Consider the following 26,577-nt stretch of genomic DNA (forward strand, 5'->3'; position numbering starts at 1 on the left):
AAAAAGTACGGTCAATATAGCGGTTATTTTGTCACAAACACATAAACATTGGTGAAACCGCTTTCTTTCAAATATAAGGCTTGCAGTTTGCTCATCACGCCACGCTCGCAATACAACATATAATTTTTACTTTGGTCAAGCGAGCTAAATTGTGACGAAAGTTTATAAAACGGCATTTGGATGACTTGGTAACGATCTGATTTTAACGGTTTTTCATCAGTTTCTTCGGGGCTACGAATATCTAAAATAATGTCGTTTTCACCTAATTCTGAAGCAGTATCAACCGCCATTACTTTTTTTTCCGTTTCTTCAGCAATCTGACGAATGTCTAAATATTGCGCATTTTGCACCGCACTTTCCAAAATATCGAAATTAAAATTGCCTTCCTCTGCTAGGATTTTCTCACGCACGGCTTTAATGGTTGGATTTTTTGAGATAACGCCACAAAATTCCGGCATGGATTTTGCAATATCCTCAGTGCCGATTTGTTTCGCCATAGCAATAATCTGTTCTTTATCATGAGTAATAAGCGGGCGTAATACCAAAGCATCGGCAGCCTCATCAATCAAGCGTAGATTGGTTAAAGTTTGACTGGATACTTGTCCCAGTGCTTCACCGGTTACAATGGCTTCAATGTTAAATCGTGCAGCCACTTTACTTGCCACCCGCACCATCATACGTTTTAAGATAACACCCATTTGGCCGTTATCGATTTTCTCTAGAATTTCACCGACAACCCCTTCAAAATTGATAGCGATAAAACGCACTTTATGAGAGGCACTGTAGCGTTGCCAAATATGATAAGCCATTTGTTTTACGCCAATTTCATGTGCCGCACCACCAAGATTGAAGAAACAATAATGCACGCGTGAACCTCGGCGAACCAACATATAACTCGATACGCCGGAATCAAACCCACCGGAAATCAAAGACAGTACATCTTCCTGCGTACCAATCGGATAGCCGCCTATACCGAGATGACGAGCCTTAACCAACATCATTTTGTCATCTTCAATATCAATACGCACGGTAACATCCGGATTTTTTAACCGCACTTTCGCACTTTCAATATGTTGATTCAAACCGCCGCCAATATAACGTTCCGCTTCAATAGAGCTGAACTTATGCTTACCTTTCCGTTTTACCCTAACACAGAAAGTCTTGTTTTGAAGTTGCTCTTTAACATCGGCAAGCGTAAGCTCAAAAATATGGTGTAAATCAGTGAACGGTTTTTCTTCCACTTCCAAAAAATGATGAATACCGGGAATACGTTGCAATAATGCAATTAATTCTTCACGATTCGTTTCATTTTTTGACCGCACTTCAATGTAATCCCAGTGACGAACAACCGCAGTATCTTCATCATATTTTTGAAGAATATTGCGAATATTACTGGTGAGAATTTTAGCGAAACGTTTACGCACGGTTTCGCTTTTAATCATAATTTCAGGGAAAAGTTTAACAATAAATTTCATAAGAATAGTATTTGATAAAAAATGGCGAATATTTTACGCAAAGCGAAAGAAAAGTCCACAAAGCAAAACCGAGTGTGATTTTTCCCATGTGTATTTTTTGAAATAAAACTTTAACATCCGATAAAATAAAGTAAAATGGCGTATATTTTCCATAAAAAGGACCACTAAAATGGCTCGCAAAGCGGTAGCTTCACAAGATTTTGAAACCACGTTAATGCAATTGGAAACCATTGTTTCTCGTTTAGAAAGTGGCGAATTGCCTTTAGAAGAAGCATTAAAAGAATTTGAACAGGGAATAAAATTGGCGCAGTTGGGGCAAGAACGTTTACAGCAGGCAGAACAACGTATTCAAATTCTTTTGCAAAAAAGTGAAAACGCACCTTTGAGTGATTACCAAGGAAGCGAGTAAAATGAACCAATTTATACAACAATCTAAAGATGTTCAGCAGCGGATTAATTTGTTCTTAGCAACGCAATTCGATGAGATTGAAAGCCAAGGTGCGCCACTACGTGACGCAATGAAATACGGTTTATTACTAGGGGGAAAACGGGTTCGCCCTTTTTTAGTCTATGCAACGGGAAAAATGCTCGGCGCCAATGAACAATCTTTAGATTATGCGGCGGCGGCGATTGAAGCTATTCACGCCTATTCATTAATTCATGATGATTTACCGGCAATGGATAATGATGATTTACGCCGAGGACATCCAACCTGTCATATTGCTTTTGATGAAGCCACGGCAATTCTAGCCGGTGACGCATTGCAAAGTTTTGCCTTTGATATTCTGAGCCAAACTCCTCATATTTCGACGGAACAAAAATTAGCGTTAATTCGGCTTTTAGCTCGCGCATCCGGTGTACAAGGTATGTGTTTGGGGCAAAGTTTGGATTTGATTTCCGAACATCAACAAATCAGCCTTGAGGAACTCGAAATTATCCATCGTAATAAAACCGGTGCATTACTCACCGCAGCCTTAAAACTGGGTTTTATTTGCTCCCCCCATTTTGCCGATAGCTCATTAGAACAATCGCTAACGGGTTATGCCGAAGCGATTGGGCTGGCCTTTCAAGTACAAGATGATATTTTAGACATTGAAGGCAATTGTGAAGAAATAGGTAAACCTGTCGGTTCGGATTTAACTTTGGGTAAAAATACTTACCCAAAACTACTCGGATTAGAGGGGGCAAAGAAAAAGGCACAGGATTTATACCAAACCGCATTATCCGAATTGGATAAAATCCCTTTTGATACCACCGCACTTCGTGCTTTGGCTAAATTTATTATTACAAGAAAAAATTAATTGATACCGTGTCACAAATTGAATGAAAAAATGCGGTTAATAATCATAAATTTTTGGGAATGACTAACATGAACAACTACCCTCTTTTATCCCTTATTAATTCACCGGAAGATTTGCGTTTTTTAAAGAAAAATCAATTACCACAACTTTGCCATGAATTACGCAGTTATCTTTTGGAATCGGTTAGTCAAAGCAGTGGTCATTTGGCTTCGGGGTTAGGCACGGTAGAACTTACCGTTGCATTACACTATGTGTATAAAACACCATTCGACCAACTCATTTGGGATGTTGGACATCAAGCCTATCCGCATAAAATTCTTACCGGTCGCCGTAATCAAATGTCCACAATTCGTCAAAAAGACGGTATTCACCCCTTCCCTTGGCGTGAAGAAAGTGAATTTGATGTATTGAGTGTAGGGCATTCTTCTACTTCTATCAGTGCCGGGTTGGGAATCGCCTTAGCCGCGGAACGCGAAAATGCGGGGCGTAAAACCGTATGTGTTATCGGAGACGGAGCAATCACCGCAGGTATGGCGTTTGAGGCATTAAACCATGCGGGCGCATTACACACGGATATGTTGGTTATTTTAAATGACAATGAAATGTCAATTTCAGAAAACGTAGGCGCATTAAATAATCACTTAGCGCGGATTTTTTCAGGATCGTTCTACTCTACGGTACGGGACGGCAGTAAAAGAATTCTGAATAAAGTACCAACGGTGAAGAATTTTATGAAAAAAACCGAAGAACATATGAAAGGAGTGATGTTCTCACCAGAAAGTACATTATTTGAAGAGCTTGGTTTTAATTATATTGGTCCTGTGGATGGACACAATATTGATGAATTAATCGCGACCTTAAGCAATATGCGCAATTTAAAAGGGCCGCAATTGTTGCATATTAAAACCAAAAAAGGCAAAGGCTATGCCCCTGCTGAAAAAGACCCGATTGGTTTTCACGGCGTACCCAAATTTGATCCGGCTTGTGGCGAATTGCCAAAATCCAATGCAAAACCGACTTATTCTAAAATTTTTGGCGATTGGCTTTGTGAAATGGCAGAAAATGATCCAAAAATTATCGGTATTACTCCGGCAATGCGGGAAGGTTCCGGAATGGTTAAATTTTCCCAACGCTTTCCGGAACAATATTTTGATGTCGCCATTGCGGAACAACATGCGGTAACTTTTGCTGCCGGTTTAGCTATTGGGGGGTATAAACCCGTTGTTGCCATTTATTCGACCTTTTTACAGCGTGCTTACGATCAATTAATTCATGATGTGGCGATTCAAAATCTTCCGGTTTTATTTGCTATTGACCGTGCCGGTATCGTGGGGGCAGACGGACAAACCCACCAAGGAGCCTTTGATTTAAGTTTTATGCGCTGTATTCCCAATATGATTATTATGACACCAAGTGATGAAAACGAATGCCGCCAAATGCTTTATACCGGCTATAAATGCGGCAAACCGGCTGCAGTGCGTTATCCGCGTGGCAATGCATTAGGCGTGGAATTAACACCGCTAGAAATACAGCCTATCGGTAAATCCCGTTTGATTCGGGAAGGCGAAAAAATTGCCATCCTAAATTTTGGTACATTGCTACCTTCTGCTTTAGAAGTCGCTGAAAAATTAAATGCGACTGTGGTAGATATGCGTTTTGTGAAACCGATTGATGTAGAAATGATTAACGTCCTTGTACAAACCCACGATTATCTCGTGACATTGGAAGAAAATGCGATTCAAGGCGGAGCGGGATCAGCGGTAGCAGAAGTATTAAATTCATCGGCAAAACCGACCGCACTTTTACAACTCGGCTTGCCTGACTACTTTATTCCACAAGGTTCACAACAAGAAATGTTGCACGAGTTGAAGTTAGATGCCGAAGGAATTGAAACTCAAATTCTTGCCTTTATAAAAAACTAGGTATTGATGAAATATTTTCGTCATTTTTTTGAAATTTTTTTGAAAAAATGTGAACTAACTCACAAAACAATAGTCTGATAAACTGCTAGTGCACTGCATATTTGCAGTTTTTTAAATTGTTATTTTATTTTTAAGACCTCCACCGCTATTCGAATGAATAGCGTTTTTTTTATCTAGGATTTTAAATAATAAAAGGATGCATCAAGCATCCTCTTTCTTACTACTTACAGTTGTTGATATACCCTCATTGCGTGAGCATCAGACATCCCCGCAATATGATCACAAATCACACGCTTTTTCTGCTCATCCGGGGCATTTTGCCATTCTTCTGCGGTATGACGCGGTAAAAGGCGGATGGGATCGGATTCAAAAATTTGGAACATATCTGTTAACATCCTCTGCCCTTTGTATTCAATACGTTGCGTTTCAACATTACGAATGACATATTTCCAAACAAATTTTTTAAATACATCCAAGATCATCACAACCTGCTCGGGCAATTCCGCGTTATAACGTAACAAAGGTTCGTCAAAATTATCTGTTACCGTCCAACGTACATGGGTAATAAAAAAGTTCACCAATGCACCAATGGCATTTTTTCGTTCAAAATGTTTTTCGGAAAAAAGCTCTCGGCTAATACGCTGAATATTTTTTTGTATCCACGGCAAAGGGATTTGCATTAATGCACTATGTGCTTCTTGCCATTGATGTTGATCGACTACTTTTGTCACGATAGCATCTTCCAAATCATGCACAGCATAAGCAATGTCATCAGCCAGTTCCATAATACTGCAATCAAGGGATTTAAAGCGTGGTTTCAAAAAAACGCTGGAATCCGACTGATCTTTTTGTACGGAAGTAAATAAAGTGCGGTCATTTTCAGATAAATTTTTTAATAGCCAATTAAACATCGGTAAATCATCGCGAAACAGCCCTTTCCCCGGTTTCCAGTCGCTGATTTTGATAAAACGGGCATCACTCCGAGTTAAATTAGGCAAATTGGTATGTCGCGGTGAGGTCATCTCTAAAATCGTCGGGTATTTAACCACGCCTAGAAGTGTACGACGCGTTAAATTCATTCCTGCTTTTTCCGTGTAAGGCTCAAGTTTTGTCAAAATCCGAAAGGTCTGTGCATTGCCCTCAAAACCGCCGTTTTGGTACATCATAAAATTGAGAGCCACTTCCCCGCCATGCCCAAAAGGCGGATGCCCAATATCATGTGCAAAACAAAGACTTTCAATTAAATCATTGCTCGGTAGGAGTGGTTTGAGCTGTTTTTGTAATTCGGTTTGTGGCCAATTTACTTGATTTGCTAAATGCGTGAATGTTTCCGCAAATTTGAGTTGAGCAACAAGGCTGCTACCAATTTGTGCTACTTCAAGAGAATGGGTTAAACGAGTGCGATAAAAATCATTTTCGCCAATGGCGTGAATTTGCGTTTTTGCCTGTAAACAACGGAAAGCGGCAGAATGTAAAATTCTCCCTCGATCTCGACGAAATGGCGGGCGGTGATCTTTTTCTCGTGGCGGATCGGGAATAAATCGCTCAATCCAATCGGTAGATAAGGTATTTTTCATAGGCTTATACAAGTAAATAAATCATTTTAAATACTAACGGAGCAAGGATAGAGCTGATAATGCCACAAAGTACTAAAGAAATCGAACTATAACTCCCTGCTTTGGGATTAATTTCCATACAGCTTACGGTTCCCAAAGCGTGAGAGATCGAACCGACGGATAAACCTATTGCCTCTTGGTGGCGTAACCCTATTTTTTTCAAAATTAAATAACCAAAAATTGAACCTTGTAAACCCGCAACAACTACCCCCACTGCGGTGACTGCAGGAATGCCGCCTAAATGGGCTGAAATTTCCATCGCAATCGGCGTTGTAATAGATTTAGGCAATACTGTAGCAACCATATCCGGTGTTGCCCCTAAAATTAGTGCAAGGATTGCGCCACTAAACATCGAAAGAAGCGAAGCAAGGACAACAACAGAGAGAATAATGCGCCACTGTTTTGCAATTTGTCTTAATTGTTCATATAACGGCAAGGCGAGTGCCACAATACTCAGGCTTAATAAATGGTTAATGGGGGCATTCCCTTGCATATAATCATCGTAAGGAATTTTTCCCATAATCAAAATCACTACTAAAATCAGCACGGTGAGAATAAACGAGTTGAAAATAATTGATTTCCAACGTTTATTAATTTGCAGGGCAAGCCAAAATCCGAAAATGGTTAAAAAACTATAAAGGTAAATGATGTAATTCATACTTTGACTCTATTGTTGATGTGTTTATTTTTCTTCTTGCGTCATGCGTTTGGCTAATACTTTTTTACGTTTATGGCGAAACGATTGGCGCTCAAACATCATATTCGCCACAATACCGATAAAAACCAGCGTAACACAGGTGCTGACAACATTTGGGATAATCAAAATATTCATTTGCGCCCATAATAAATCGGAATACTTAATAATTCCCACACTCACAGGAACAAATAAAACCGCCATAAAATGAATTAACAAACTTGCACCAAAATAAATCCATTCCAACGGAGTAATTCTGGTCGTCAAGCCAATGAAAAGTAATAGTAATCCCCAAATACTCCCGGGTACGCCGGCTGGGATAAAAGACGCAATTTGATTGCCAAGATAAAGCATGATGTAAAGAATTAATAAGGAACGAACCAAAAGAAACAGCTTGTATAACATCTTTGTCCTTTTAAACTTTTTCAATAAAACTTCAAAATTATTTTACGCCGATTTCCCGAACTCTTGCTACCCTTTTTCTTTAAAAACACCGGAATTTATGCGTTTGATCAAAAACAACAATTATGCTTCATTCAGTTTGGAATTTGATACAATAGTCGCTTAGCTTTACTAGGCATAATAATTGTTAGCCACTCGCCGATTTATCTTTCAATAACGCTATGATTAAAAATACTGTCATCTTAATTTCATTATTTTTTTTAACCGCACTTTCTGCCTATGCTCATCCTCCCAATACCTGCGTTGTGGTAGGAATTAGTGATGGAGATACGATCACTTGCCTTATGCGAGGAAACAAGCCGATCAAAGTGCGTTTGGAAGAAATTGATGCGCCGGAAAGCAATCAACCTTTTGGGAAAAAATCAAAACAACGGCTTTCAAATTTAATTTACAAACGTATAGTCACCTTAAAAATAACAGGTCAAGATCGCTATAAACGCACACTGGCAACAGTTTATTCCAACGGAAAAAACATTAATCTTGAAATGGTGAAATCCGGTATGGCTTGGGCATATCGTCAATATCTTCGCCACCCCGTTTATTTATACGCCCAACAAAAAGCACAAATACAACGATTAGGATTATGGGCTGCGCGTTCCCCCATTCCACCGTATGAATGGCGTAAACAGGAGAAAAAATATGGCTTTTGATTATCAATCATTTAAAGAAAATTTTCCTTATTTTGGAAAAACAAATGCTACCGTGTATTTGGATAATGCCGCGACAACATTAAAACCGAATGTATTAATTGAGCGCACGACTGAATTTTATGCCTCCGCCGGTTCGGTTCATCGTAGTCAATATGATGCAAAGCAAACCGCTCAATATGAACAAGCCCGCACGCAAGTGAGACAATTGATTAATGCGGAAGATGAAAAGGCAGTAATTTGGACATCGGGTACTACACATGCGATTAATTTAGTGGCAAACGGATTATTGCCACATCTAAAAGCCGGTGATGAAATTCTGATTAGCCAAGCGGATCATCACGCTAATTTTGTTACTTGGCATGAAACCGCCAAAAAGTGCGGTGCAAAAATTCGAATTTTACCTATTTCAGATAATTGGCTCATTGATGAAACCGCATTAAAAAATGCCCTCAATGAACGTACAAAGTTGGTGGCGTTAAATTTTGTTTCAAACGTCACCGGCACGGAACAGCCCGTCAAACGCTTGATCCAATATATCCGCCAATCCGGTAGCGCACTTGTTTTAGTCGATGCTGCACAAGCGATTAGCCATATTCAGATTGATCTACAAGATCTTGATGCGGATTTTCTCGCTTTTTCCGCACATAAAATTTATGGGCCAAACGGGATTGGCGTATTAAGCGGAAAACTGACCGCACTTTCACAACTACAACCGCTCTTTTTTGGTGGCAAAATGGTAGATCGCGTGTCGGCGGAAAACATTACTTTTGCGGATTTGCCCTATCGTCTTGAAGCCGGCACCCCCAATATCGCAGGTGTGATTGGCTTTAATGCGGTATTGGATTGGTTACAACAATGGGATTTTGTCTCTGCCGAACAGCATGCTGTGGCATTAGCGGAATCTGTCAAAGTGCGGTTAAAAAATTATGTAAATTGCCGATTATTCAATTCTCCACAACCGAGCACCATTGTGTGTTTTATCTTTGAGGGGGTTGATAGTTCGGATCTTTCCACATTACTCAGTGAACAAAATATTGCATTGCGAGTGGGAGAACATTGCGCACAGCCCTATTTAACAAGACTTGGAAAACGAACGACCTTACGCCTCTCCTTTGCCCCTTACAATACGCCTGAGGATGTGGCACAATTCTTTGTCGCACTGGATAAAGCCTTGGAACTTTTACAATGATCGAACAATTAAAACTGGCAACAAACTGGGAAGAACGTTACCGCCTGATTATTCAAGCGGGCAAAAATTTGCCCCGTCCAAGTGATAATGAACTTGCCAATATGCAATCAATTAGCGGCTGTGAAGCACAAATGTGGTTTCAAATTATCCCTAAAAATGACCGCACTTTTCAATTCAACGCCTTTAGCGAAGCCCGCATTATGAATGGTTTGCTGTGGATTTTACTTGAAAAAATTAATGGTAAAACGGCAAATGCGCTACGAGAATTTGACCTTACCGCCTTTTTTACTGAACTCGGTATTGCACAACGATTAAGCGAAACCCGCTTAAACGGCTTAAATCAAATCGGACAACAGCTAAAACAACTATGTACTTAATTGAAACTTTCTTCAAATTGACCGCACTTGAGAATGACATTACGGAGCAAAGCCGTTTGCTTAATAATGTTATCGATCAATGGCGTTATAACGGTCAAATTATCGGGCGTGAAATTCCTCTCTATCTAGCGGAGGAAAATGATCAACAAGGTTTTGCAATGCGTGTCATTTGCCCTGAACAAAACAGCCTTTTTCCGCAAAATAACAATGTAGAAGTCAATCAAGCATTAGCAAATGCAGAAAAGCTCGGACTAATTTTTGATGGTTTTCAACTTATTGGAGATGACTTCAATAGCGATCAAACCACAGCAAATTCTCATCCTACGTGGCAAATACTTTATACGACTCATTTACAAAGCTGTTCTCCCATTCACAGTGGCGAAAATTTTGCACCAATCCCGCTTTATAAACAGCTTCAGTATCAACCGCACTTGAGTCAAGATTTAATTAAATGGCAAGAAAACTGGCAAGCCTGCGATCAATTACAAATGAACGGTTCGACCTTGGAACAAGCGGCTTTACAAGAAATAGCCGATCATCAAAGCACGCTCGCTAAACATGGTCGTTATTTAGCGCAAGAAATCGAAAAAATAAATAATATTCCGACCTACTATTATCTCTATCGTGTAGGCGGCCAATCTCTTGAAAATGAGCAACACCGTCACTGCCCTGAATGTGGTGGTAACTGGGTGTTAAGCGAACCCATTTTTGAGGTGTTTCATTTTAAATGTGATCAATGTCGATTGATATCGAACATTTCGTGGAATTTTTTATAACTAGGAAAAGAAATAATGAACAAGCTAACATCACTTAAACTTGGGCAAAAAACCGAATATGCCAGCGAATATGACCGCACTTTATTACAATCCGTGCCGCGGGCTTTGAATCGTGATGATTTAGGTATAACCGAAACACAACCTTTCACAATAGGTGCGGATATTTGGACAGCCTATGAAATATCATGGCTTAATGAAAAAGGTGTGCCACAAGTGGCGATTGCGGATATCTATTTGGATCAACAAAGCCAAAATTTAATTGAATCCAAAAGTTTTAAACTTTATTTAAACAGTTTTAACCAAAGCAAATTCACCGACTTCCAGCAAGTGGCGCAAGTGATGCAAAAAGATTTAACGGAATGTGCGCAAGGTGAGGTGAAAGTGCGGTTAAATCCCCTTTCATTTTATCAAGCGCAAAAAATTGATCATTTACAAGGCGATTGTATTGATGGGCAGGATATTGATATCACCAATTATGAATTTAACCCGGATTGGTTGAAGGATTGTGTTTCAAATGAAAAGGTTGAGGAATATCTCGTCAGCCATTTACTCAAATCAAATTGTTTAATCACCAATCAACCGGATTGGGGAACGTTGCAAATTCATTACATAGGCAAGAAAATCAATCGGGAAAAATTATTGCGTTACGTTGTCTCTTTCCGCCAACATAACGAATTCCACGAACAATGTGTGGAACGCATTTTCTGCGATTTAATGCGCTATGCCAAACCGGAAAAACTCACGGTTTACGCCCGCTATACCCGCCGTGGCGGTTTGGATATTAACCCTTTCCGCTCTAACTTTGAAACCTTACCGGAAAACTTACGTTTAGCCAGACAATAAGGATTATGATGTCAAATGACACACGATAATATGGCAAATTTAGCCTTACACTTATAAAGTGCGGTTGGTTTCAGAAAAACGTTTGGGGCAACAGATTGACTAGAAAATAAGCATGGTTTTCCTCTGTTGCCCTCTCTTCATAAAACTGAGAGTTAATCTATTTTGTTTTAACGTTGAGACTGTTCTATAAAATCTCCTTAGTTAAAATAAGACATTTTAATATTTTTTAGATTTTTCATAACAATTCCCCTCTTTTATTCGATTTTCTTCAAACAAATACGTGTTATGAGATATTGTCTATTACCTTGATTAATTTGATTGAGATTAAAATAAAAATATATATAATAATTGTTATCATTTAGTTTAATATTACTAGTGATTTTGTAACTTACTAAGGTAAGAAATTATTTTTTCATTTATAAATCAAGGGAAATGTATGAAAGGAAAACAATTTGGCCTTACACACATCAGTTTCGTTGTGATGAGTGTATTAACTGCAAGTACTGCTTTAGCAAATAGCGGTTCAAGTACTATGCTAGATGAAATTACTGTGACGGATCGTCAAGGTACAAAAGTGCAGACAAATATTGTCACAATGCAGGAACGTAATGAGAGTACTTCTACCGATTTACGCGACTTTTTAGCTAAAGAGCCCTCCATTTCCTTTGGTGGCGGAAACGGAACATCTCAATTCCTCACTATCCGCGGCATGGGACAAAACTCTGTTGATATTAAAGTGGATAATGCTTATTCCGATAGCCAAATTTTATATCACCAAGGTCGTTTTATTATTGATCCTGCCTTATTAAAAACTGTTTCCGTACAAAAAGGGGCGGGTTCTGCGAGTGCAGGAATAGGTGCAACAAATGGTGCAATTATTGTGAAAACAGTCGATGCGCTTGATTTGCTAAAAGGGAGCAATAAAGATTACGGCTTTCGTTTAAATTCCGGATTCTCATCCAATGACAGTTATAGCTACGGCGCAACAGCTTTTGGTAAATCAGGTAATTTTGATGCCTTAGTATCTTACGCAAGAACCGATAATGATCACTACAAACCGGGTAAAAACTACCGTAATATCAATGGCGGAGATACTGTACCTTACAGCGCTTTAGATAAGCGTAATTATTTAATTAAATTAGGTGGCACTTTTGGTGATGGGAATCATCGCGTAGTATTAAGTCATCTTAAAGATGAACATCGTGGTGTGCGTACTGTGCGTGAGGAATTTACGGTGACAGAAGGGAGACTGTCTTTAGAACGTCAAAAGCCAACTTATCGTGAAACAAGTAAGAGTAATACCAATCTTGAATATACAGGTAAAAAACTAGGTTTTATCAAAGAACTGACGGCTAATGCTTATATTATGCAGGATAAACGTTATTCAGCAGATGATTCCGGTTGCGGTTACTGTGGCAACGTTGCCGGTCCAACCACCACAAGAATCACGACTAAAGGGGCGAATATCAATTTTGACTCTGATATTGGCGATTCGGTTTTACTCAAATATGGATTAAATTATCGTCACCAAAAAATTACACCTCATACATTCTTCCGTCCTAATTTAGTTGAACCAAGCAAAGAAGATACAGGTGCTTACGTTGAAGCGATCACTGCGCTAGGCGACTTCATCTTTACGACAGGTTTACGCTATGACTACTTTAATTTTAAAGCAACGGATAACAAATCTGTTTCTGATGGTAAATTCAATCCTAGCTTTGGTGTAATTTGGCAAGCAACCGAAGGATTAAGTTTGAGTGCAAATCATAACTATGCAACCCGTAGCCCACGTCTTTATGATGCATTAATGACTCATGGAAAACGAGGTATTGTATCTATTGCTGACGGTACGGTCGCTGAACGTGCACGTAATACGGAAATTGGTTTTAACTATAATTATGCGGGCTTCACATTAGAAGGAAGCTATTTCTGGCAACGTATCAATGATGCACTGGCAAACCCACAAGATAGACATATCGGTGGTATAAGAGAATCAGTGAATGCCGGCTTTATTAAAAACCGTGGTTACGAGCTCAATGCGGGCTACACCATTGGTGGCTTTACCGCACGTGTTGGTGTAGCTGAAAGTAACCCACGTATTTATGATACCCACCCTAAAAAATTACTCAGCTCAAACCCTGAGTTTGCTGTAAAAGTAGGTCGTACATGGACGGCTGCGCTATCCTATCGCTTTGAAGATCCTAACCTAGAACTCGGTTGGCGTAATCGTACCGTTCAGAAAGCGAAAGGCTCTGTTTTGGTGCGTGATAATGAAACAGGTTCGGATATTGTACGTTCAGGTTATAGCGTGCATGATTTCTATGTAAACTGGAAACCATTGAATAACGATCAATTAAATATCAATGTTTCACTGAATAATGCCTTTAATAAATTCTATTATCCACACAGCCAACGTCCAAATGTGCTACCCGGTGTAGGGCGTGAATTACGTGTAGGCTTAAATTATCAGTTCTAATGGAAGCTAATTTAGCTGGATAATATTTTAAAATTGCTCCACCGTTTAAAACAAACGGTGGATTTTTTTATCATGATAAGCATTGAAAATAAGGAATAAAAAAATAATCGTAAATCGAATTACAAAGGCCACAACCAAGCGGCACCTCGGACACCGCTGGAATCACCATGTAAAGCTTTACGAATAGGAGTATGAAACTCTTTGCCAAAGATATAATTTGGCATTAATTTAGGGACATTATGATAAAGACGATCAATATTACATACTCCGCCGGCAAATACGATTACATCAGGATCAAGCACATTGACATAAGCAGAAAGTGCTTTTGCTAAACGGCGTTCATAAGCCTGCAAAGTTTGTTCTGCCAGTTCATCCCCCTGCTCTGCGAGAGCCACAATTTCATGCCCTTTTAACTGTTTCCCTGAGCGACGTGTATAATCATCGCAAAGCCCTGTACCGGAAACAAATTGTTCAATACAACCGGAGCGACCGCAATAACAAGGTGACGTTTGAGCAATTTGTTGCTCTTCTTCATCCATCCAAGGTAAAGGATTATGCCCCCACTCCCCACCAATACCGTTACCACCATTATGGGGTTTACCATTGATCACAATGCCGGAACCACAACCTGTCCCCAAAATTAACGCTAAAACGACCGCACTTCCTGCGCCGGCACCGTCAGTTGCTTCAGAAACGGTCATACAGTTAGCATCATTGGCGATACGCACTTCTCTATTCAATACTTGAGATAAATCTTTATCCAGCAGTTGACCGTTTAACCAAACAGAATTGGCATTTTTGACTCTTAAACTAAAAGGTGAAATCGTGCCGGGAATCCCCACACCAACCGTTCCCGTTTGCCCCGTTTCTTGTTCAGCCTCATCAACCAAACTTTTAATGGCAGTAAGCGTGGCGTCGTAAGAACCTCTTGGTGTCGGAATACGTTTTCTAAATAATGTTTTCCCATGATGAGATAAAGCAATGGCTTCTATTTTAGTGCCACCTAAATCAATCCCAATACGCATATTCCCCTCCTGTTTACTGGACTTAAAATTTAAAATATGTTTTTTCTAAAAACTTGTATATACTTTTAGGGCTTATGAACATGTTGTTTTTACTATGTTTCTGCAAAAGTTGTCACGCCCCTTTTCTACTAATTAAATTCGTGAGATAAGCAATGCCATCAAATTTATCTATTCTTATTATTGATGACGATATCCAAATCTGTGAACTACTCACCGATATTTTTGAAGAACACGGCTATGCTGTTTCAGCGGTCAATACAGGCAAACAAGCCTTAGCATTACTCCAAACCACCCCAACATTCTCACTTATTTTTCTCGATCTTATTTTACCTGATGTCAATGGACTTACTTTACTACAGCATTTAAAGTCACTCACTTCAATCCCAATTATTATGTTAAGCGGTTTGGATTCAGAATCAGATATTGTTGTGGGATTAGAAATGGGTGCAGATGACTATATCTCGAAACCTTTTTATCCCAGAGTCGTTGTTGCAAGAGCAAAAGTTGCCTTACGTCACCATCAACTTCAGCCTTTTTCCAATATACCGATTCGTCACGGTTTTCAGTTTGATCATTGGTTATTTGATACGGAAAATCACAAATTATATTCACCACAAAAACAAGAAATTATACTCACTCAAGGTGAATACACTCTACTGTATGCGCTAATCAGCCATGCTCAAAAAGTGCTTTCCCGTCAAAAATTACTTGAATTAACACACTCTGAAAGTTTGGATATTTTCGACCGAACTATTGATGTACTCATTATGCGTCTGCGTAAAAAAATTGAACCGAATCCTAAAAATCCTCGTTATATCCAAACAATAAGGGGAATCGGTTATTTGTTTAATGCAATCGTAGAACCCTGTTAAAACACAGTGAAAAATTATTCACAAACTCGTTCACTCGTTTGTTCATCTCTAACGAGATCGTTGGCAAAGCCAACGTTAAAAAAACATTGTTTTTTGTGACCGCACTTTTTTATCTTTAAGGCAGATCTTAGATCTGCCCTCTATTTTTCGTCGCTTTATTTTACTGTCCAACCTTTATAATCCGTGATATTTTCACGAGTGATTAAATTCACCGGAATTAACACCGCCTCTTTAGGTGCCGGTTTACCCTGTAAAATATCATAACCGATTTTTACCGCCTCTGCCGCCATCACTTGAGGATCTTGTGCAGGAGTACCACGAAATAGGCTATCGGATAATTTTAATGCTTCTTCACCATCAGGTGAACCATCCACGCCCATAATAAAGAATTCATTGCGTTGCGCCTGTTTAGCCGCTAAATCCGCACCAATTGCGGTCGGATCATTAATTGCAAATACGGCATCAATTTTTGGATGAGCGATTAATAATGATGTCATCACTTCCAATCCGCCTTCTCGGCTTCCCTTCGCATTTTGGTTATGGGATAGCACTTTGATCTCACTGTGTTTCGCAAACACATCTTGGCAGCCCTGAACACGATCTTGTACTGCTGAAACCGGTGGCCCGTTAATAATGACAACATTTCCCTTACCATTTAATTTATCTACGATGGTTTGGCAGGCAATTTCTCCGGCTTGATAGTTATTTGAGGTTACGGTGGCATTTGCCCCATCTGCCGCCACATCAACGGCAACAACGACAATTCCGGCATCACGTGCACGTTGTACTGCGGGGCCGATCCCTTTGGAGTCTGCCGCATTTAAAATGATCATATCCATTTTTGCGGCAATAAAATTGTCGATTTGCGCCACTTGCTGCCCTAAATCATAACCACTGGATACAGAGACAACATTAACTTTATCACCCGCCAATTCTTTCGCTTTTAATTCCGCCCCTTTTGCAATTTGTACGAAAAACGGATTAGCAAGATCTCCGACCGTCACACCGATAGAATTTAATTCTTTCCCTTGAGCAAAAGGTGCGATGGCTAACATTAACGATACAGCTAAAGTTTTTAATTTCATGACGATTTTCTCCTATGTTGAAGTAAATATTATGCTGAGCGAGTACGGTATTTGTCGATTAATACCGCCACGATAATAACCCCACCTTTGATGACGAGTTGCCAAAAATATGACACGCCCATTAATGTCATACCATTATTTAAGGTCGCAATAATTAATGCACCAATCAATGTTCCGGTGATCGTACCAATCCCCCCGACAAAACTGGTTCCCCCTAAAATAACGGCTGCGATTGCATCAAGTTCATAGCCGACACCAAGATTACCATTGGCGCTGTATAAACGTGATGCACTCATTACGCCTCCAAGACCTGACAACAGGCCACTGGTGGCATAAACAAAAATTAATACTAAAGAAACTTTAATACCGGTTAAACGGGCCGCTTGTAAATTTCCTCCAACTGCATAAATATGAGTGCCCAAAGTCGTACGACGTAAAATAAACCAACAGATTGCAATCACGGCAAAAGCAATTATCACCAACCAAGGAACAGAACCAAGGTAGCCGTTACCAATCCAGCTAAATGAGATTTTTGAATTGATTACCGTAGTACCATCTGCGACTAAATAAGCTGCGCCACGCAATGCCGTGTAAGTGCCTAAGGTAACAATGAACGGTGGTAAGCCTGCATAAGCAACAAGTAAACCATTGAATACACCCATTCCCAATCCTGCAAGTAAAGCGATTGGGACAGCAAAATCTGCTAATGCCGGATTTAATGATGCCACTAACCCCATCACCGCCGTTACACCAAGAATAGAACCGACTGAAAGATCGATCCCACCGGTTAAAATCACAAAAGTCATTCCGGCGGCAAGGACAATATTGATGGAGGCTTGACGGGTTATATTCATAACATTAGCTTCCGTCATAAAATTAGGAGCAACAAAAGAAAAAACGATGACAATTAAAATTAAAATTGGCAAGATCCCCATCGCTTGCATCGCATCAGCTAATGCTATTTTCTTAAACCCCACGTTGGTTGATTGTGCTGTTCCCATTTTTTACCTCTCTTTTAAGATTTAATCCTTCATTTGATTTTTATTTATTGCGCACCGCAAGCAAATGCCATAATTTGTTCTTGATTAATATCATTTCCCGTCAATTCACCGACCATATAACCCTCGCGCATTACATAAACACGATCACTCATTCCCACAATTTCTGGAAGTTCACTGGAAATCATCAAAATGGCCACACCTTGTTTTGCCATTTCGATCATCATTCGGTAAATTTCACTTTTTGCCCCCACATCAACACCGCGTGTCGGTTCATCCATAATAAACAATTTAGGATGAATAGCCGCCCAGCGGGACAGCAATACTTTTTGCTGATTTCCGCCGGATAATCCACTCACATTCACGTTGGCACTGGGTACTCGCATTTTTAGCCCTTCAATGGCTTCCTGAGTCGCTCGTTTTCCCTTTGTTCGGTTTATCACCAACATTGTGGCATCACGCTCAATGGTTGCCATAGTTACATTCTTAAGAATATTTAAATCAAGAAATAGCCCTTCCTCTTTACGATTTTCCGGCAATAATGCGACATGATGAGCAATAGCGTCCCGTGGCGAATTAAAACTAATTTCGCCCCCACTAAGATAAATTTTACCTTGCGTTGCCCGTTTAACGCCGAATAATAGATGTGCCAATTCAGAACGCCCGGCACCAACTAAACCGGATAGACCAATGATTTCCCCCGCACGAACAACAAGGGAAGCATCTCTCACTTTATTACCGTCCGCAAGATTTTCCACTCGTAATACTTCTTCCCTAATCGGAACAGATTTTTTGTTAAACAAATCGGTTAGCGGGCGACCTACCATCATTTGAACCAAAGTCGCAGAATCCACATTTTCACGAATCAATGAACCCACATATTTTCCATCACGTAGCACACTCACCCGATCCGCTAATTCATAAATTTCAGCCATTCGGTGACTAATGTAGATAATTGCCATTCCCTCATCACGCAGTTTTTTTACTAATTCAAATAATCGTTCTGTTTCACGAGATGATAATGCGGCGGTCGGTTCATCCATCACTAATACACGACTGTTACGATGCAAAGCCCGTGCAATTTCAACCTGCTGTTGTTCAGCAATGGTGAGTGATGACACTTTTTGAGTGGCAGAGAATTGTGCGCCTAATCGCTCCAATACTTTTTGTGATATATCTGCCATTGCTTTGCGATCAAGACCGTACCAATGTTTAATTTCACAACCTAAAAAAATATTTTCTGCCACCGTTAAATTTGGCGATAAATGAATTTCTTGATAAATCAAAGTAATGCCTGCTTTAATGGCATCTTTTGGAGAGGAAATTACAAAGCGTTCTCCATCAATAAAAATATCGCCTTCAGAGGCAGTGTAAGCACCGGCAAGAATTTTCATTAAGGTGCTTTTCCCTGCCCCATTTTCGCCCATCAAAGCATGAATTTCTCCTCGATAAATGGGTAAATCCACGCCTTGTAATGCATAAAACGAACCAAAACGCTTAGCAATACCTTTCATTTCTAATAATGGGTGGGTAACTTGATTAGAATTATGTTCTCGCATTTCATCACTTCCCCTTTGAACTATTTTTCAACATTTAATCATAGGAATATGAATAGAAAATGTTGAAACTTATTCATAATTGTCATAATTCCTACTTTTTATCAAATTTGAGAGTTAGATCACAAAATGATCATAAGGATGATATTCTTTATTTGTTTTTATTAATTTCTGCTTACAATAATCAAAAGCAGTATAGGTATAAAAGTGCGGTCAAAAAATGAAGAATTGGATAACATCAACAAAAATTTATAGCGTACGTTTTCGTTTAATGCTGTTTTTAATTACAGTAATTTCACTTATTATTGCCATTAGTACGACGGCAATTATAGGATTAAATAATACCTATAATTCTTTATCCAATCTGCGTAATCGTTCCCTTAACCAAATGTTTTCATCAATGACATTAGGTGTTAAAACTGCACAAATTTCTACCTATGCAAAACGTTTAACACAAACCACCAGTGCCTTAGAATATCAGGGGGAATCAAAGTCACTCACGCGTCATGCCGAAGAATTACAAAACCTATTCAAGCAAGCCAAACAATCCACTGTGGAACCCAATGAAATTTTCACTCAAGTTATTCATCATATTGATTTACTTGAAAAAAATGTACAAGATTTATTATTGCAAACCCATGAACGCCATGTATTGCATACGACAATGATTAGCCAATTAAACCAGGGGTTACTTTATATTCGACATATTAAGAGATTAGAAAAACGTGTTGTGTCCGCCGATACAGAACATCAATTTCCACAAAATTTCCTTATGCAGCTTGATCGGGTAGAAAAACTCATTGAAGATGCAACGAAAAGCCGTTTTTCCGTGAGTGTATTTACGGGAATACAAGCTAATTTTTTATTCTTTCCTCCTGTTCATCGGTTTCCTGATATCAATGAAGAATTAATGAAACTTCAACAACAATTTCCCACCATGATTGACAATGCAAAAATATTGGAGAAAGTTAATTTACGTATCCAATTTCTGACATTCAAAATTGATGCTTTAGTACAACAAATAAACCAACACTATACACAATTAGTCAAAGACAAAGTTGAAAATGCCAATACTAATTCAGAACAAGTTCAACAACATTTATTCACATTAACATTATTTATTTTATTATTTTCACTTTTTACGATTTTTCTAATTATTATCTGGGCAAAATATATTTACTCTCTTATTGGAAAACGACTTTATTCCATTACAAACGCATTAAAGTGTTTGTCGCAAGGCAATAAAAATGTGACAGTGCCACAACAACATAGTCACGATGAGATTGGTGATTTAGCGAGAACCTTTGATGTGTTTTACCAAAATGTAATAGAACTGGAACGAACGGATTCCTTATTGAAAGAAAAAAATGAATTAGTCGAACAGACTTTTTTAGCCATGAGGGACGGATTAGTCATTTTTGATAAAGAGTTAAATCTCATTTCTCATAATGCTCAATTTAAAATATTACTTCAACCGTTTTTTACAGAATACAAACAACACAGCCTTTATTCATTAGCCGGTTACTTTGATTCTCGACAAACCAAAGTCATGGGGAGCAATCAATCCATTAATTTAACCTTACTCACAGAAGTTCGCCAAGCACAAGATTTTCTTGAAATACAGTATGAAAAATATATCTTAGAATGGCGTGTTAGCCCCTTAAAAGACGGATTTGTTATTTTTTTAATTGACCGTACACAACGGAAAAAATGGGAAAATGAGATTATTCATAACCAAAAAATGCGGGCAATTGGTCATTTAACAGGAGGAATTGCCCATGACTTTAATAATTTTCTTGCAGTGATTATTGGTAATTTAGATTTAATTAACCCTGCTCATCTTGATGAACGGCAAGCAAAACGTTTACAGCGAGCCTTAAAAGCCGCCGAAAATAGCGCAACTTTAACCCAACGTTTGCTGGCTTATGCAAGAAAACAACCACTCCACCCGATTTCGCTAGATATTAATCGACTTGTTTTAGAGTTTAATGATTTAATCAAGCACAGTATTCCGACAAATATCAAAGTGCGGTTAGATTTAGGTGAGAATTTACCCCCTGTTTACATTGATAAAAATCAACTTGAAACGGCACTTCTCAACTTAATTGTAAATGCGAAAGATGCATTGAATAATCAAGGAACCATTACAATCAAAACAACGGCCCTTAATGTCCCCCGAACGTATCGACAAGAACACATGGTTCAACTTTCTGTTATAGATGATGGATGCGGTATGGATGAAGAGACAATAAATCACGTATTTGAACCATTTTTTACAACAAAACAAAATGGTCGAGGGAGCGGATTGGGGTTATCAATGGTATATGGATTTATTCGCCAATCGAAAGGTCGGGTGAAAATTGATTCTTGTCCGGCACAAGGTACGGCAATTCACTTGCAATTACCTATTACAACGAACATGAATACCGCTATACCAATGCCAAAAAACTTTAGTAAAAACGAGATTCGCTATAAGATTTTGATTGTCGAAGATAAAACAAGTTTACGTGAAACCCTTGGGGAGCAACTCCATGTTCTGGGCTATATACCTATCTTATGTGAATCTGCTGAACAGTCCATTGAACAATTAGAACAAGGAGAAAAAATTGACTATTTATTATCTGATATTATGTTATCAGATAAACTCACCGGCATAGATCTTGCCAAATGGGTACAGAAAAACTTCCCTACAATAAAAATCTTACTTATCACAGGTCACACGGCGCAATTAGAAAATGCCGAACAATTTCCTGTGCTAATCAAACCTTTTACACTACAATCGTTACAACAAAAACTCCTTTGTCTTTAATGAAAAAGTGCGGTCATTTTCACCGCACTTTTTATTTATTGCGCAGCTACGTAATACCGCGTTATCCTTGTTTTAAATCATTCGCCTGTTGTAATAATTGATGGCTTTCTTTTAAAAATTGTTCGGAATATTCACCGAACCATTCCCGCACTTGATGAAACGCCTCAATGAAACCTTGGCGATCATGATTTTCAAAAAACGCTAATGCTTCTTCATAGGTTTGTTTTAGACTTTCAATCACTTCTAAGTTTTCCGCTTTATCCATAATAATATCCGCATAAAGTTCCGCATCTTGCGCAAACAAGCGACCAATCATTGCCAATTCCAAACGATAAATTGGGGAAGAAAGCGCAAGTAAATTACTGAGATTCACAGGTTGCTTAGAAAGGTGTAAACCATTAGCAAAGGTCGAAAAATGACGTAAAGCCTGTACATAAGTCATATGGTGATCGTGTTCTACGGCATTGGTTTGATGAATTTTCACGCCCCAAATTTGAATTTGTTCCAGCAACCATTCATATCGATCAGGAAAACGTCCGTCGCAACGTACTACTACTTGTTTTGCCATACTGGTAATATCCGGCCCGAACATAGGGTGTAATCCCACCACTGCCCCTTGATGTATTTCCAACATTTTCGCCAAGGGCTCACGTTTTACCGAGGTGAGATCCGCAAGTAACATATTTTCCGTTAAATAAGGTTTTAAGCGTTCAATCGTTTCTAGGGTATTCGCAATAGGCACGGAAATAATCACCACATCCGCATTGGCAAGGATTCGATCCGCCACATCCCAATCATCACGTTCTAAAACGGAAATCGGATAACCGGAAGCACGCAAATAGCGGGCAAATAATCCGCCCAGTTTCCCATAACCACCCACAATCACAATTTTCCGAATATCCGGATTCACGGTTTTAAAACCAAATTGATTTTCATTGGTATAGGATTCCCGCATAAAACGGCGTAGCACATCTTCGATTAGATCCGGTGAAATACCTGCTTTCTCCGCTTCTAAACGACGTGCTTGCAACATAGCAATTTCGCGATCGGGCGCATAGATAGGGAGACCATGTTGATGTTTGACTTTGCCCACCTGTGAAACCAGTTTGAGGCGTTTAGAAAAAAGTTGAATGAGTTCGCGATCGAGCGAATCAATTTCGGAACGTAAATCGTTAAGTGCTTCCATAACCCACCTGTAATATTTTATTTACACTCTTTGTAAGAAATTAATTACAGGTGAGATTACTGGAATTTATAAGGAAAGGCAAATAAAATTATGCGGATTGTGTAATTAATCGTTGTGGACGGATAATATCGCCATCGATCAACGCCACGCCTAAAAATAAATTCTGTGCCGAAAACAACCGCACTTGTCCTTGTAAATTCTGGTCGTTAGTAAATTTCACTCGCTGACCAAAACCAATGGCACGACTTTGTGCCTCATTCAAATGCAATGCCGGTAATTTACTTACTGCCGTGTCTGTTGGTAATAAATGTTGATCAAGTAACGCCAACTCTTGCTTTTCCGCAAGATATTGTAATTCTTGCCAACTCATCATCGCTTCAATCGGATAATCCGCCACGGCAAGTCGGCGTAACATGGTAACATGCGCTCCACAACCTAATACTTCCCCTAAATCATCCACCAATGTGCGAATATATGTACCTTTGGAACAATGCACTTCCAACGTTAAATAAGGCGCATGGTATTCAATAAACTTAAGTTCAAAGATCGTGATCGGGCGTGCCTCACGTTCTACGGTGATACCTTGACGGGCGTATTCATACAAAGGTTTGCCTTGATGTTTTAAGGCTGAAAACATCGTCGGCACTTGCAAAATATCGCCCCGAAATTGCTCAAGTGCGGTCAAAATTTGCGGTGTTTCCACATTCACTGCACGGGTTTCCACTACCTGCCCGTCAGCATCGGAAGTATCAGTGCGCTCGCCTAATTTTGCAGTAACTAAATAACGCTTATCCGCATCCAATAAAAATTGAGAAAACTTAGTGGCTTCTCCCAAACAAATCGGCAACATTCCTGTTGCCAGCGGATCTAACGCCCCCGTATGCCCTGCTTTATTGGCTTGGAAGAGACGTTTTACTTTTTGCATAATTTCGTTAGAGGACATTCCCTGGGGTTTATCCAACAAAAAAACGCCGTCAATATCACGTCCCCGCTTGCGTGGTCTCGACATTATGCTTCGTCCTCAACGTGTTTGCGCTCATCTTCACGTACCACGTTCGTCACCAAATTGGACATTCTCATTCCTTCTACCAAAGATTGATCGTAGATAAAACGGATTTCCGGCACAATGCGTAAACGCATCGCTTTGCCAAGCAAGGTGCGAATATAAGGTGCGGCTTTTTCTAAGCCTTTCATCCCCTGTTCAATGGCACTTTCATCATGATCAAACAAGAAGGTGACAAAAATTTTGGCATAAGCCAAATCACTCGACACCTCAACATCGGATACCGTCACCATACCAATACGCGGATCTTTCACCTCACGTTGTAAAATCACCGCAATTTCTTTTTGGATTTCTTGCGCAACACGGTCGCTACGTTTAAATTCTCGAGCCATTTTCTTTTCCTATTTTCAATAATTCTTTTTAAGGCGGGGATTATAGCAAAATTTATCCCTCAAAAGCGAAAAGTGCGGTTGGTTTATAAAATTATCTGTATAAATGACCGCGACGTTTTATATCAAAAGTAGCGACATAACACCAAAACACAATAAAATCCGACCGCTCTTTTCTCTAAATAGAGATAATTTTTCTAACTAGAACCTGCAAGTAAATTTTGTCTAATTTGATCAAAATCGGTTCGGCGTAACAGTTTGCCGTCTTCAAAGAGTATTTCTAATAAATCATCACTAAAATCATCTTTTGCAGTTAGCCCATCAATATAAGTATCATAAGAAAGGACTTTAACGCGACCTTTTTGGGATTTTTTTAAGCCGTTGTCGGTTTTAGGATTTTTAAAGATTGCTTTTTCTTCACCATTAATCGTGATAGATGTGGCTTTGATGGCAAATCCCAAAGTATCACGCGTATTACGCTGATAGGTTTGCGCACCGACACCAAACACAATATTGCTTGAAGCAAAGCCTTTGGCTTTCAGCCCCTCTAAAATCTTCACCATTTTTTCATAGGTTACGCCATCGCCATAAATAGCGCCGATATGGGGATCAAGAACTTTGTAACCTTTCTGATTAACCGTGCCGCCAAAAATATCCCATAAACAGGCGATCAAACCTTTACTTTCATGCTCGGTATCAGCCGTAGGATCGCCACAAATAATGGCAAAAAAATCACCGCTATCAGGGCGAAGAACCAAGCGGGCATTTTCCGGTCTTGCCATAATTTCCGCCTTTAATAAAGGTAAATTAACCGTAATGTTATGCCAAAAATCTGTGGTGTCAGACACAATGGATAACATACTATTCGGAAATTTTGCCATTAAATAACGAAATGTGGGCAATTCATCAATGCCATGTGAGCTCATCACTGAGTGTTCTGAAGCCGGTATTGAAGTGCCAATTAACTCTTTTGAACCATAATAGGCTTCGATGAAAGAAATCGCAGGAATTGTATCCGTACCTAAAAAAGAGGTTAAATGACCGGCACCTGAAGTTTCCGCCGATTCTAAAGAACTCATACCACGCATTGAAAAATCGTGAGATTGAAATGGAACATGATCTGGGTTATCGCAAGTTTCATTCGCAAACTTTACTAATGCCGTTCGATAAGCTAAAGCCATAGAAGCCGATGTCATCGGCTGCCAAAGTGAGACATTAATGAGCGTTTCTAAATAGTTTGTCAGCCAAAAGAAATCGGGATGGGTATTCTCAATGGTCATTACAGGAACTTTAATTGCAACGGTTTTTCCCTCAGGAATGGCTTTAATTTTGATAGGTAAATAACCTAGCTCGTGTAATTGTTTAATATGCTCACCTGTATCATCCAACCGCAACGTCTTTTTTATGAAGGCTGAATATTCAGAAACAATTTCATCCTTATCTCGAGAAAAGAAGTTGTCATTAAAATAATGAATTAAATATTTAGTAATAAATGCTTGAAAACCAAAGGACACAACCCTTGTTAAATAAGGTGCTTGTTTATTGCTACGAGGCGTAAATGTACTATAAAGAATTTGTGAACCTTCAGGATACATCATTCGATGAGATGTTTTGTAAAAATCACATAATAATGATGGTATAGCGCTAGCACGACTATAATGATTTAATAGATTATCCATAAAATTTATTACCTTATTACAATCTAAGTTAGATTTGTTGTTAGTTACAAAATATAAGCCAGATAACTTGTTGAAAGCTAACTGCTGGTTATAATATGAAGGATATTAAAACTATCGGCTTTATTTATCATAATAATTTATTATTTTTTTAGATAAAAACTCAAATAATAATATCCAAACCAACAAACAATCCC

23 protein-coding genes are annotated in these 26,577 nt (G+C 39.1%); 11 read left to right on the top strand and 12 right to left on the bottom strand.

Annotated elements, in window-relative coordinates; genetic code table 11:
* Positions 1-23: 23 nt before the first annotated feature.
* Complete coding sequence (gene thiI / locus PNEUHYL_RS05885) at positions 24-1,475, bottom strand: tRNA uracil 4-sulfurtransferase ThiI (RefSeq protein WP_059366282.1); 1,452 nt, start codon at positions 1,473-1,475, stop codon at positions 24-26.
* A gap of 169 nt (positions 1,476-1,644) precedes the next feature.
* Between thiI and xseB the strand changes: the two genes are divergently transcribed.
* The 3 genes from xseB to dxs all read left to right on the top strand — a co-directional run bounded on the left by xseB (position 1,645) and on the right by dxs (position 4,698).
* Positions 1,645-1,884 carry an exodeoxyribonuclease VII small subunit gene (gene xseB, locus PNEUHYL_RS05890; protein WP_059366283.1) on the top strand — a complete coding sequence of 80 codons (240 nt, stop codon included), beginning with the start codon at positions 1,645-1,647 and terminating at the stop codon, positions 1,882-1,884.
* A gap of 1 nt (position 1,885) precedes the next feature.
* On the top strand, positions 1,886-2,776 hold the full coding sequence (gene ispA / locus PNEUHYL_RS05895; protein ID WP_059366284.1) for a (2E,6E)-farnesyl diphosphate synthase: 891 nt from the start codon (positions 1,886-1,888) through the stop codon (positions 2,774-2,776).
* 68 nt (positions 2,777-2,844) lie between these two features.
* Positions 2,845-4,698, top strand: a complete 1,854-nt coding sequence (dxs, locus tag PNEUHYL_RS05900; RefSeq protein WP_059366285.1) for a 1-deoxy-D-xylulose-5-phosphate synthase — start codon at positions 2,845-2,847, stop codon at positions 4,696-4,698.
* A 224-nt stretch (positions 4,699-4,922) separates the two neighbouring features.
* On the opposite strand, the gene PNEUHYL_RS05905 is transcribed toward dxs, so the two are convergent.
* Genes PNEUHYL_RS05905 through PNEUHYL_RS05915 form a run of 3 tightly spaced genes read right to left on the bottom strand, consistent with a single transcriptional unit; the run spans position 4,923 to position 7,413 of the window.
* The gene (locus tag PNEUHYL_RS05905; RefSeq protein ID WP_059368830.1) at positions 4,923-6,275 is read right to left on the bottom strand and encodes an anti-phage deoxyguanosine triphosphatase; all 1,353 of its coding nucleotides are present in this window, start codon (positions 6,273-6,275) and stop codon (positions 4,923-4,925) included.
* Positions 6,276-6,279: 4 nt separating this feature from the next.
* Positions 6,280-6,972 carry a CidB/LrgB family autolysis modulator gene (locus PNEUHYL_RS05910; RefSeq protein ID WP_059366286.1) on the bottom strand — a complete coding sequence of 231 codons (693 nt, stop codon included), beginning with the start codon at positions 6,970-6,972 and terminating at the stop codon, positions 6,280-6,282.
* Between the two features lie 24 nt (positions 6,973-6,996).
* Positions 6,997-7,413 (bottom strand): CidA/LrgA family protein, encoded by a 417-nt coding sequence (locus tag PNEUHYL_RS05915; RefSeq protein WP_059366287.1) that lies wholly within the window; start codon positions 7,411-7,413, stop codon positions 6,997-6,999.
* Between the two features lie 218 nt (positions 7,414-7,631).
* Here PNEUHYL_RS05915 and PNEUHYL_RS05920 point away from each other — a divergent pair, with 218 nt between their 5' ends.
* From PNEUHYL_RS05920 to PNEUHYL_RS05945, 6 genes are all read left to right on the top strand, one after another.
* Positions 7,632-8,120 (top strand): thermonuclease family protein, encoded by a 489-nt coding sequence (locus tag PNEUHYL_RS05920; RefSeq protein ID WP_059366288.1) that lies wholly within the window; start codon positions 7,632-7,634, stop codon positions 8,118-8,120.
* Positions 8,110-9,309, top strand: coding sequence for a cysteine desulfurase (locus PNEUHYL_RS05925; RefSeq protein WP_059366289.1), 1,200 nt, complete (start codon positions 8,110-8,112; stop codon positions 9,307-9,309). The genes PNEUHYL_RS05920 and PNEUHYL_RS05925 overlap by 11 nt, the downstream gene beginning before the upstream one ends.
* Complete coding sequence (locus PNEUHYL_RS05930) at positions 9,306-9,686, top strand: SufE family protein (RefSeq protein WP_059366290.1); 381 nt, start codon at positions 9,306-9,308, stop codon at positions 9,684-9,686. Before PNEUHYL_RS05925 ends, PNEUHYL_RS05930 begins: the two co-directional genes overlap by 4 nt.
* Positions 9,677-10,462 (top strand): Zn-ribbon-containing protein, encoded by a 786-nt coding sequence (locus tag PNEUHYL_RS05935; RefSeq protein WP_059366291.1) that lies wholly within the window; start codon positions 9,677-9,679, stop codon positions 10,460-10,462. Before PNEUHYL_RS05930 ends, PNEUHYL_RS05935 begins: the two co-directional genes overlap by 10 nt.
* A 15-nt stretch (positions 10,463-10,477) precedes the next feature.
* Positions 10,478-11,305, top strand: a complete 828-nt coding sequence (queF, locus tag PNEUHYL_RS05940) for an NADPH-dependent 7-cyano-7-deazaguanine reductase QueF (protein ID WP_059366292.1) — start codon at positions 10,478-10,480, stop codon at positions 11,303-11,305.
* Between the two features lie 436 nt (positions 11,306-11,741).
* Positions 11,742-13,781 carry a TonB-dependent siderophore receptor gene (locus PNEUHYL_RS05945; protein WP_059366293.1) on the top strand — a complete coding sequence of 680 codons (2,040 nt, stop codon included), beginning with the start codon at positions 11,742-11,744 and terminating at the stop codon, positions 13,779-13,781.
* Positions 13,782-13,900: 119 nt separating this feature from the next.
* Here the strand turns inward: PNEUHYL_RS05945 and mak are convergent, their stop codons facing one another.
* Entirely contained in the window at positions 13,901-14,806 is a 906-nt protein-coding gene (mak, locus tag PNEUHYL_RS05950; RefSeq protein ID WP_059366294.1) for a fructokinase, read from the bottom strand.
* A 152-nt stretch (positions 14,807-14,958) separates the two neighbouring features.
* On the opposite strand from mak, the gene PNEUHYL_RS05955 reads away from it, so the two are divergent.
* Positions 14,959-15,678 (top strand): response regulator transcription factor, encoded by a 720-nt coding sequence (locus PNEUHYL_RS05955; protein ID WP_059366295.1) that lies wholly within the window; start codon positions 14,959-14,961, stop codon positions 15,676-15,678.
* 155 nt (positions 15,679-15,833) lie between these two features.
* On the opposite strand, the gene PNEUHYL_RS05960 is transcribed toward PNEUHYL_RS05955, so the two are convergent.
* The 3 genes from PNEUHYL_RS05960 to PNEUHYL_RS05970 are packed head-to-tail and all read right to left on the bottom strand — an operon-like array spanning position 15,834 to position 19,320.
* Positions 15,834-16,763, bottom strand: coding sequence for an ABC transporter substrate-binding protein (locus PNEUHYL_RS05960; RefSeq protein ID WP_059366296.1), 930 nt, complete (start codon positions 16,761-16,763; stop codon positions 15,834-15,836).
* Between the two features lie 29 nt (positions 16,764-16,792).
* Positions 16,793-17,764 (bottom strand): ABC transporter permease subunit, encoded by a 972-nt coding sequence (locus tag PNEUHYL_RS05965; protein WP_059366297.1) that lies wholly within the window; start codon positions 17,762-17,764, stop codon positions 16,793-16,795.
* 44 nt (positions 17,765-17,808) lie between these two features.
* A complete protein-coding gene (locus PNEUHYL_RS05970) occupies positions 17,809-19,320 on the bottom strand; it encodes a sugar ABC transporter ATP-binding protein (RefSeq protein ID WP_059366298.1) in 1,512 nt (503 codons plus the stop codon).
* A 217-nt stretch (positions 19,321-19,537) separates the two neighbouring features.
* On the opposite strand from PNEUHYL_RS05970, the gene PNEUHYL_RS05975 reads away from it, so the two are divergent.
* Complete coding sequence (locus tag PNEUHYL_RS05975; protein ID WP_059366299.1) at positions 19,538-22,126, top strand: ATP-binding protein; 2,589 nt, start codon at positions 19,538-19,540, stop codon at positions 22,124-22,126.
* Positions 22,127-22,187: 61 nt separating this feature from the next.
* Here the strand turns inward: PNEUHYL_RS05975 and tyrA are convergent, their stop codons facing one another.
* The 4 genes from tyrA to PNEUHYL_RS05995 form a co-directional block, all read right to left on the bottom strand.
* Positions 22,188-23,312, bottom strand: a complete 1,125-nt coding sequence (gene tyrA / locus PNEUHYL_RS05980) for a bifunctional chorismate mutase/prephenate dehydrogenase (RefSeq protein WP_059366300.1) — start codon at positions 23,310-23,312, stop codon at positions 22,188-22,190.
* An 88-nt stretch (positions 23,313-23,400) separates the two neighbouring features.
* Positions 23,401-24,321, bottom strand: coding sequence for a tRNA pseudouridine(55) synthase TruB (truB, locus tag PNEUHYL_RS05985; protein WP_059366301.1), 921 nt, complete (start codon positions 24,319-24,321; stop codon positions 23,401-23,403).
* Positions 24,321-24,707 carry a 30S ribosome-binding factor RbfA gene (gene rbfA / locus PNEUHYL_RS05990; protein ID WP_059366302.1) on the bottom strand — a complete coding sequence of 129 codons (387 nt, stop codon included), beginning with the start codon at positions 24,705-24,707 and terminating at the stop codon, positions 24,321-24,323. Before rbfA ends, truB begins: the two co-directional genes overlap by 1 nt.
* A gap of 194 nt (positions 24,708-24,901) precedes the next feature.
* Positions 24,902-26,383 (bottom strand): nicotinate phosphoribosyltransferase, encoded by a 1,482-nt coding sequence (locus PNEUHYL_RS05995; protein WP_059366303.1) that lies wholly within the window; start codon positions 26,381-26,383, stop codon positions 24,902-24,904.
* Positions 26,384-26,577: the final 194 nt, after the last annotated feature.

The sequence above is a fragment of the Rodentibacter caecimuris genome (genome assembly GCF_001019715.1).
Lineage (GTDB): Bacteria > Pseudomonadota > Gammaproteobacteria > Enterobacterales > Pasteurellaceae > Rodentibacter > Rodentibacter caecimuris.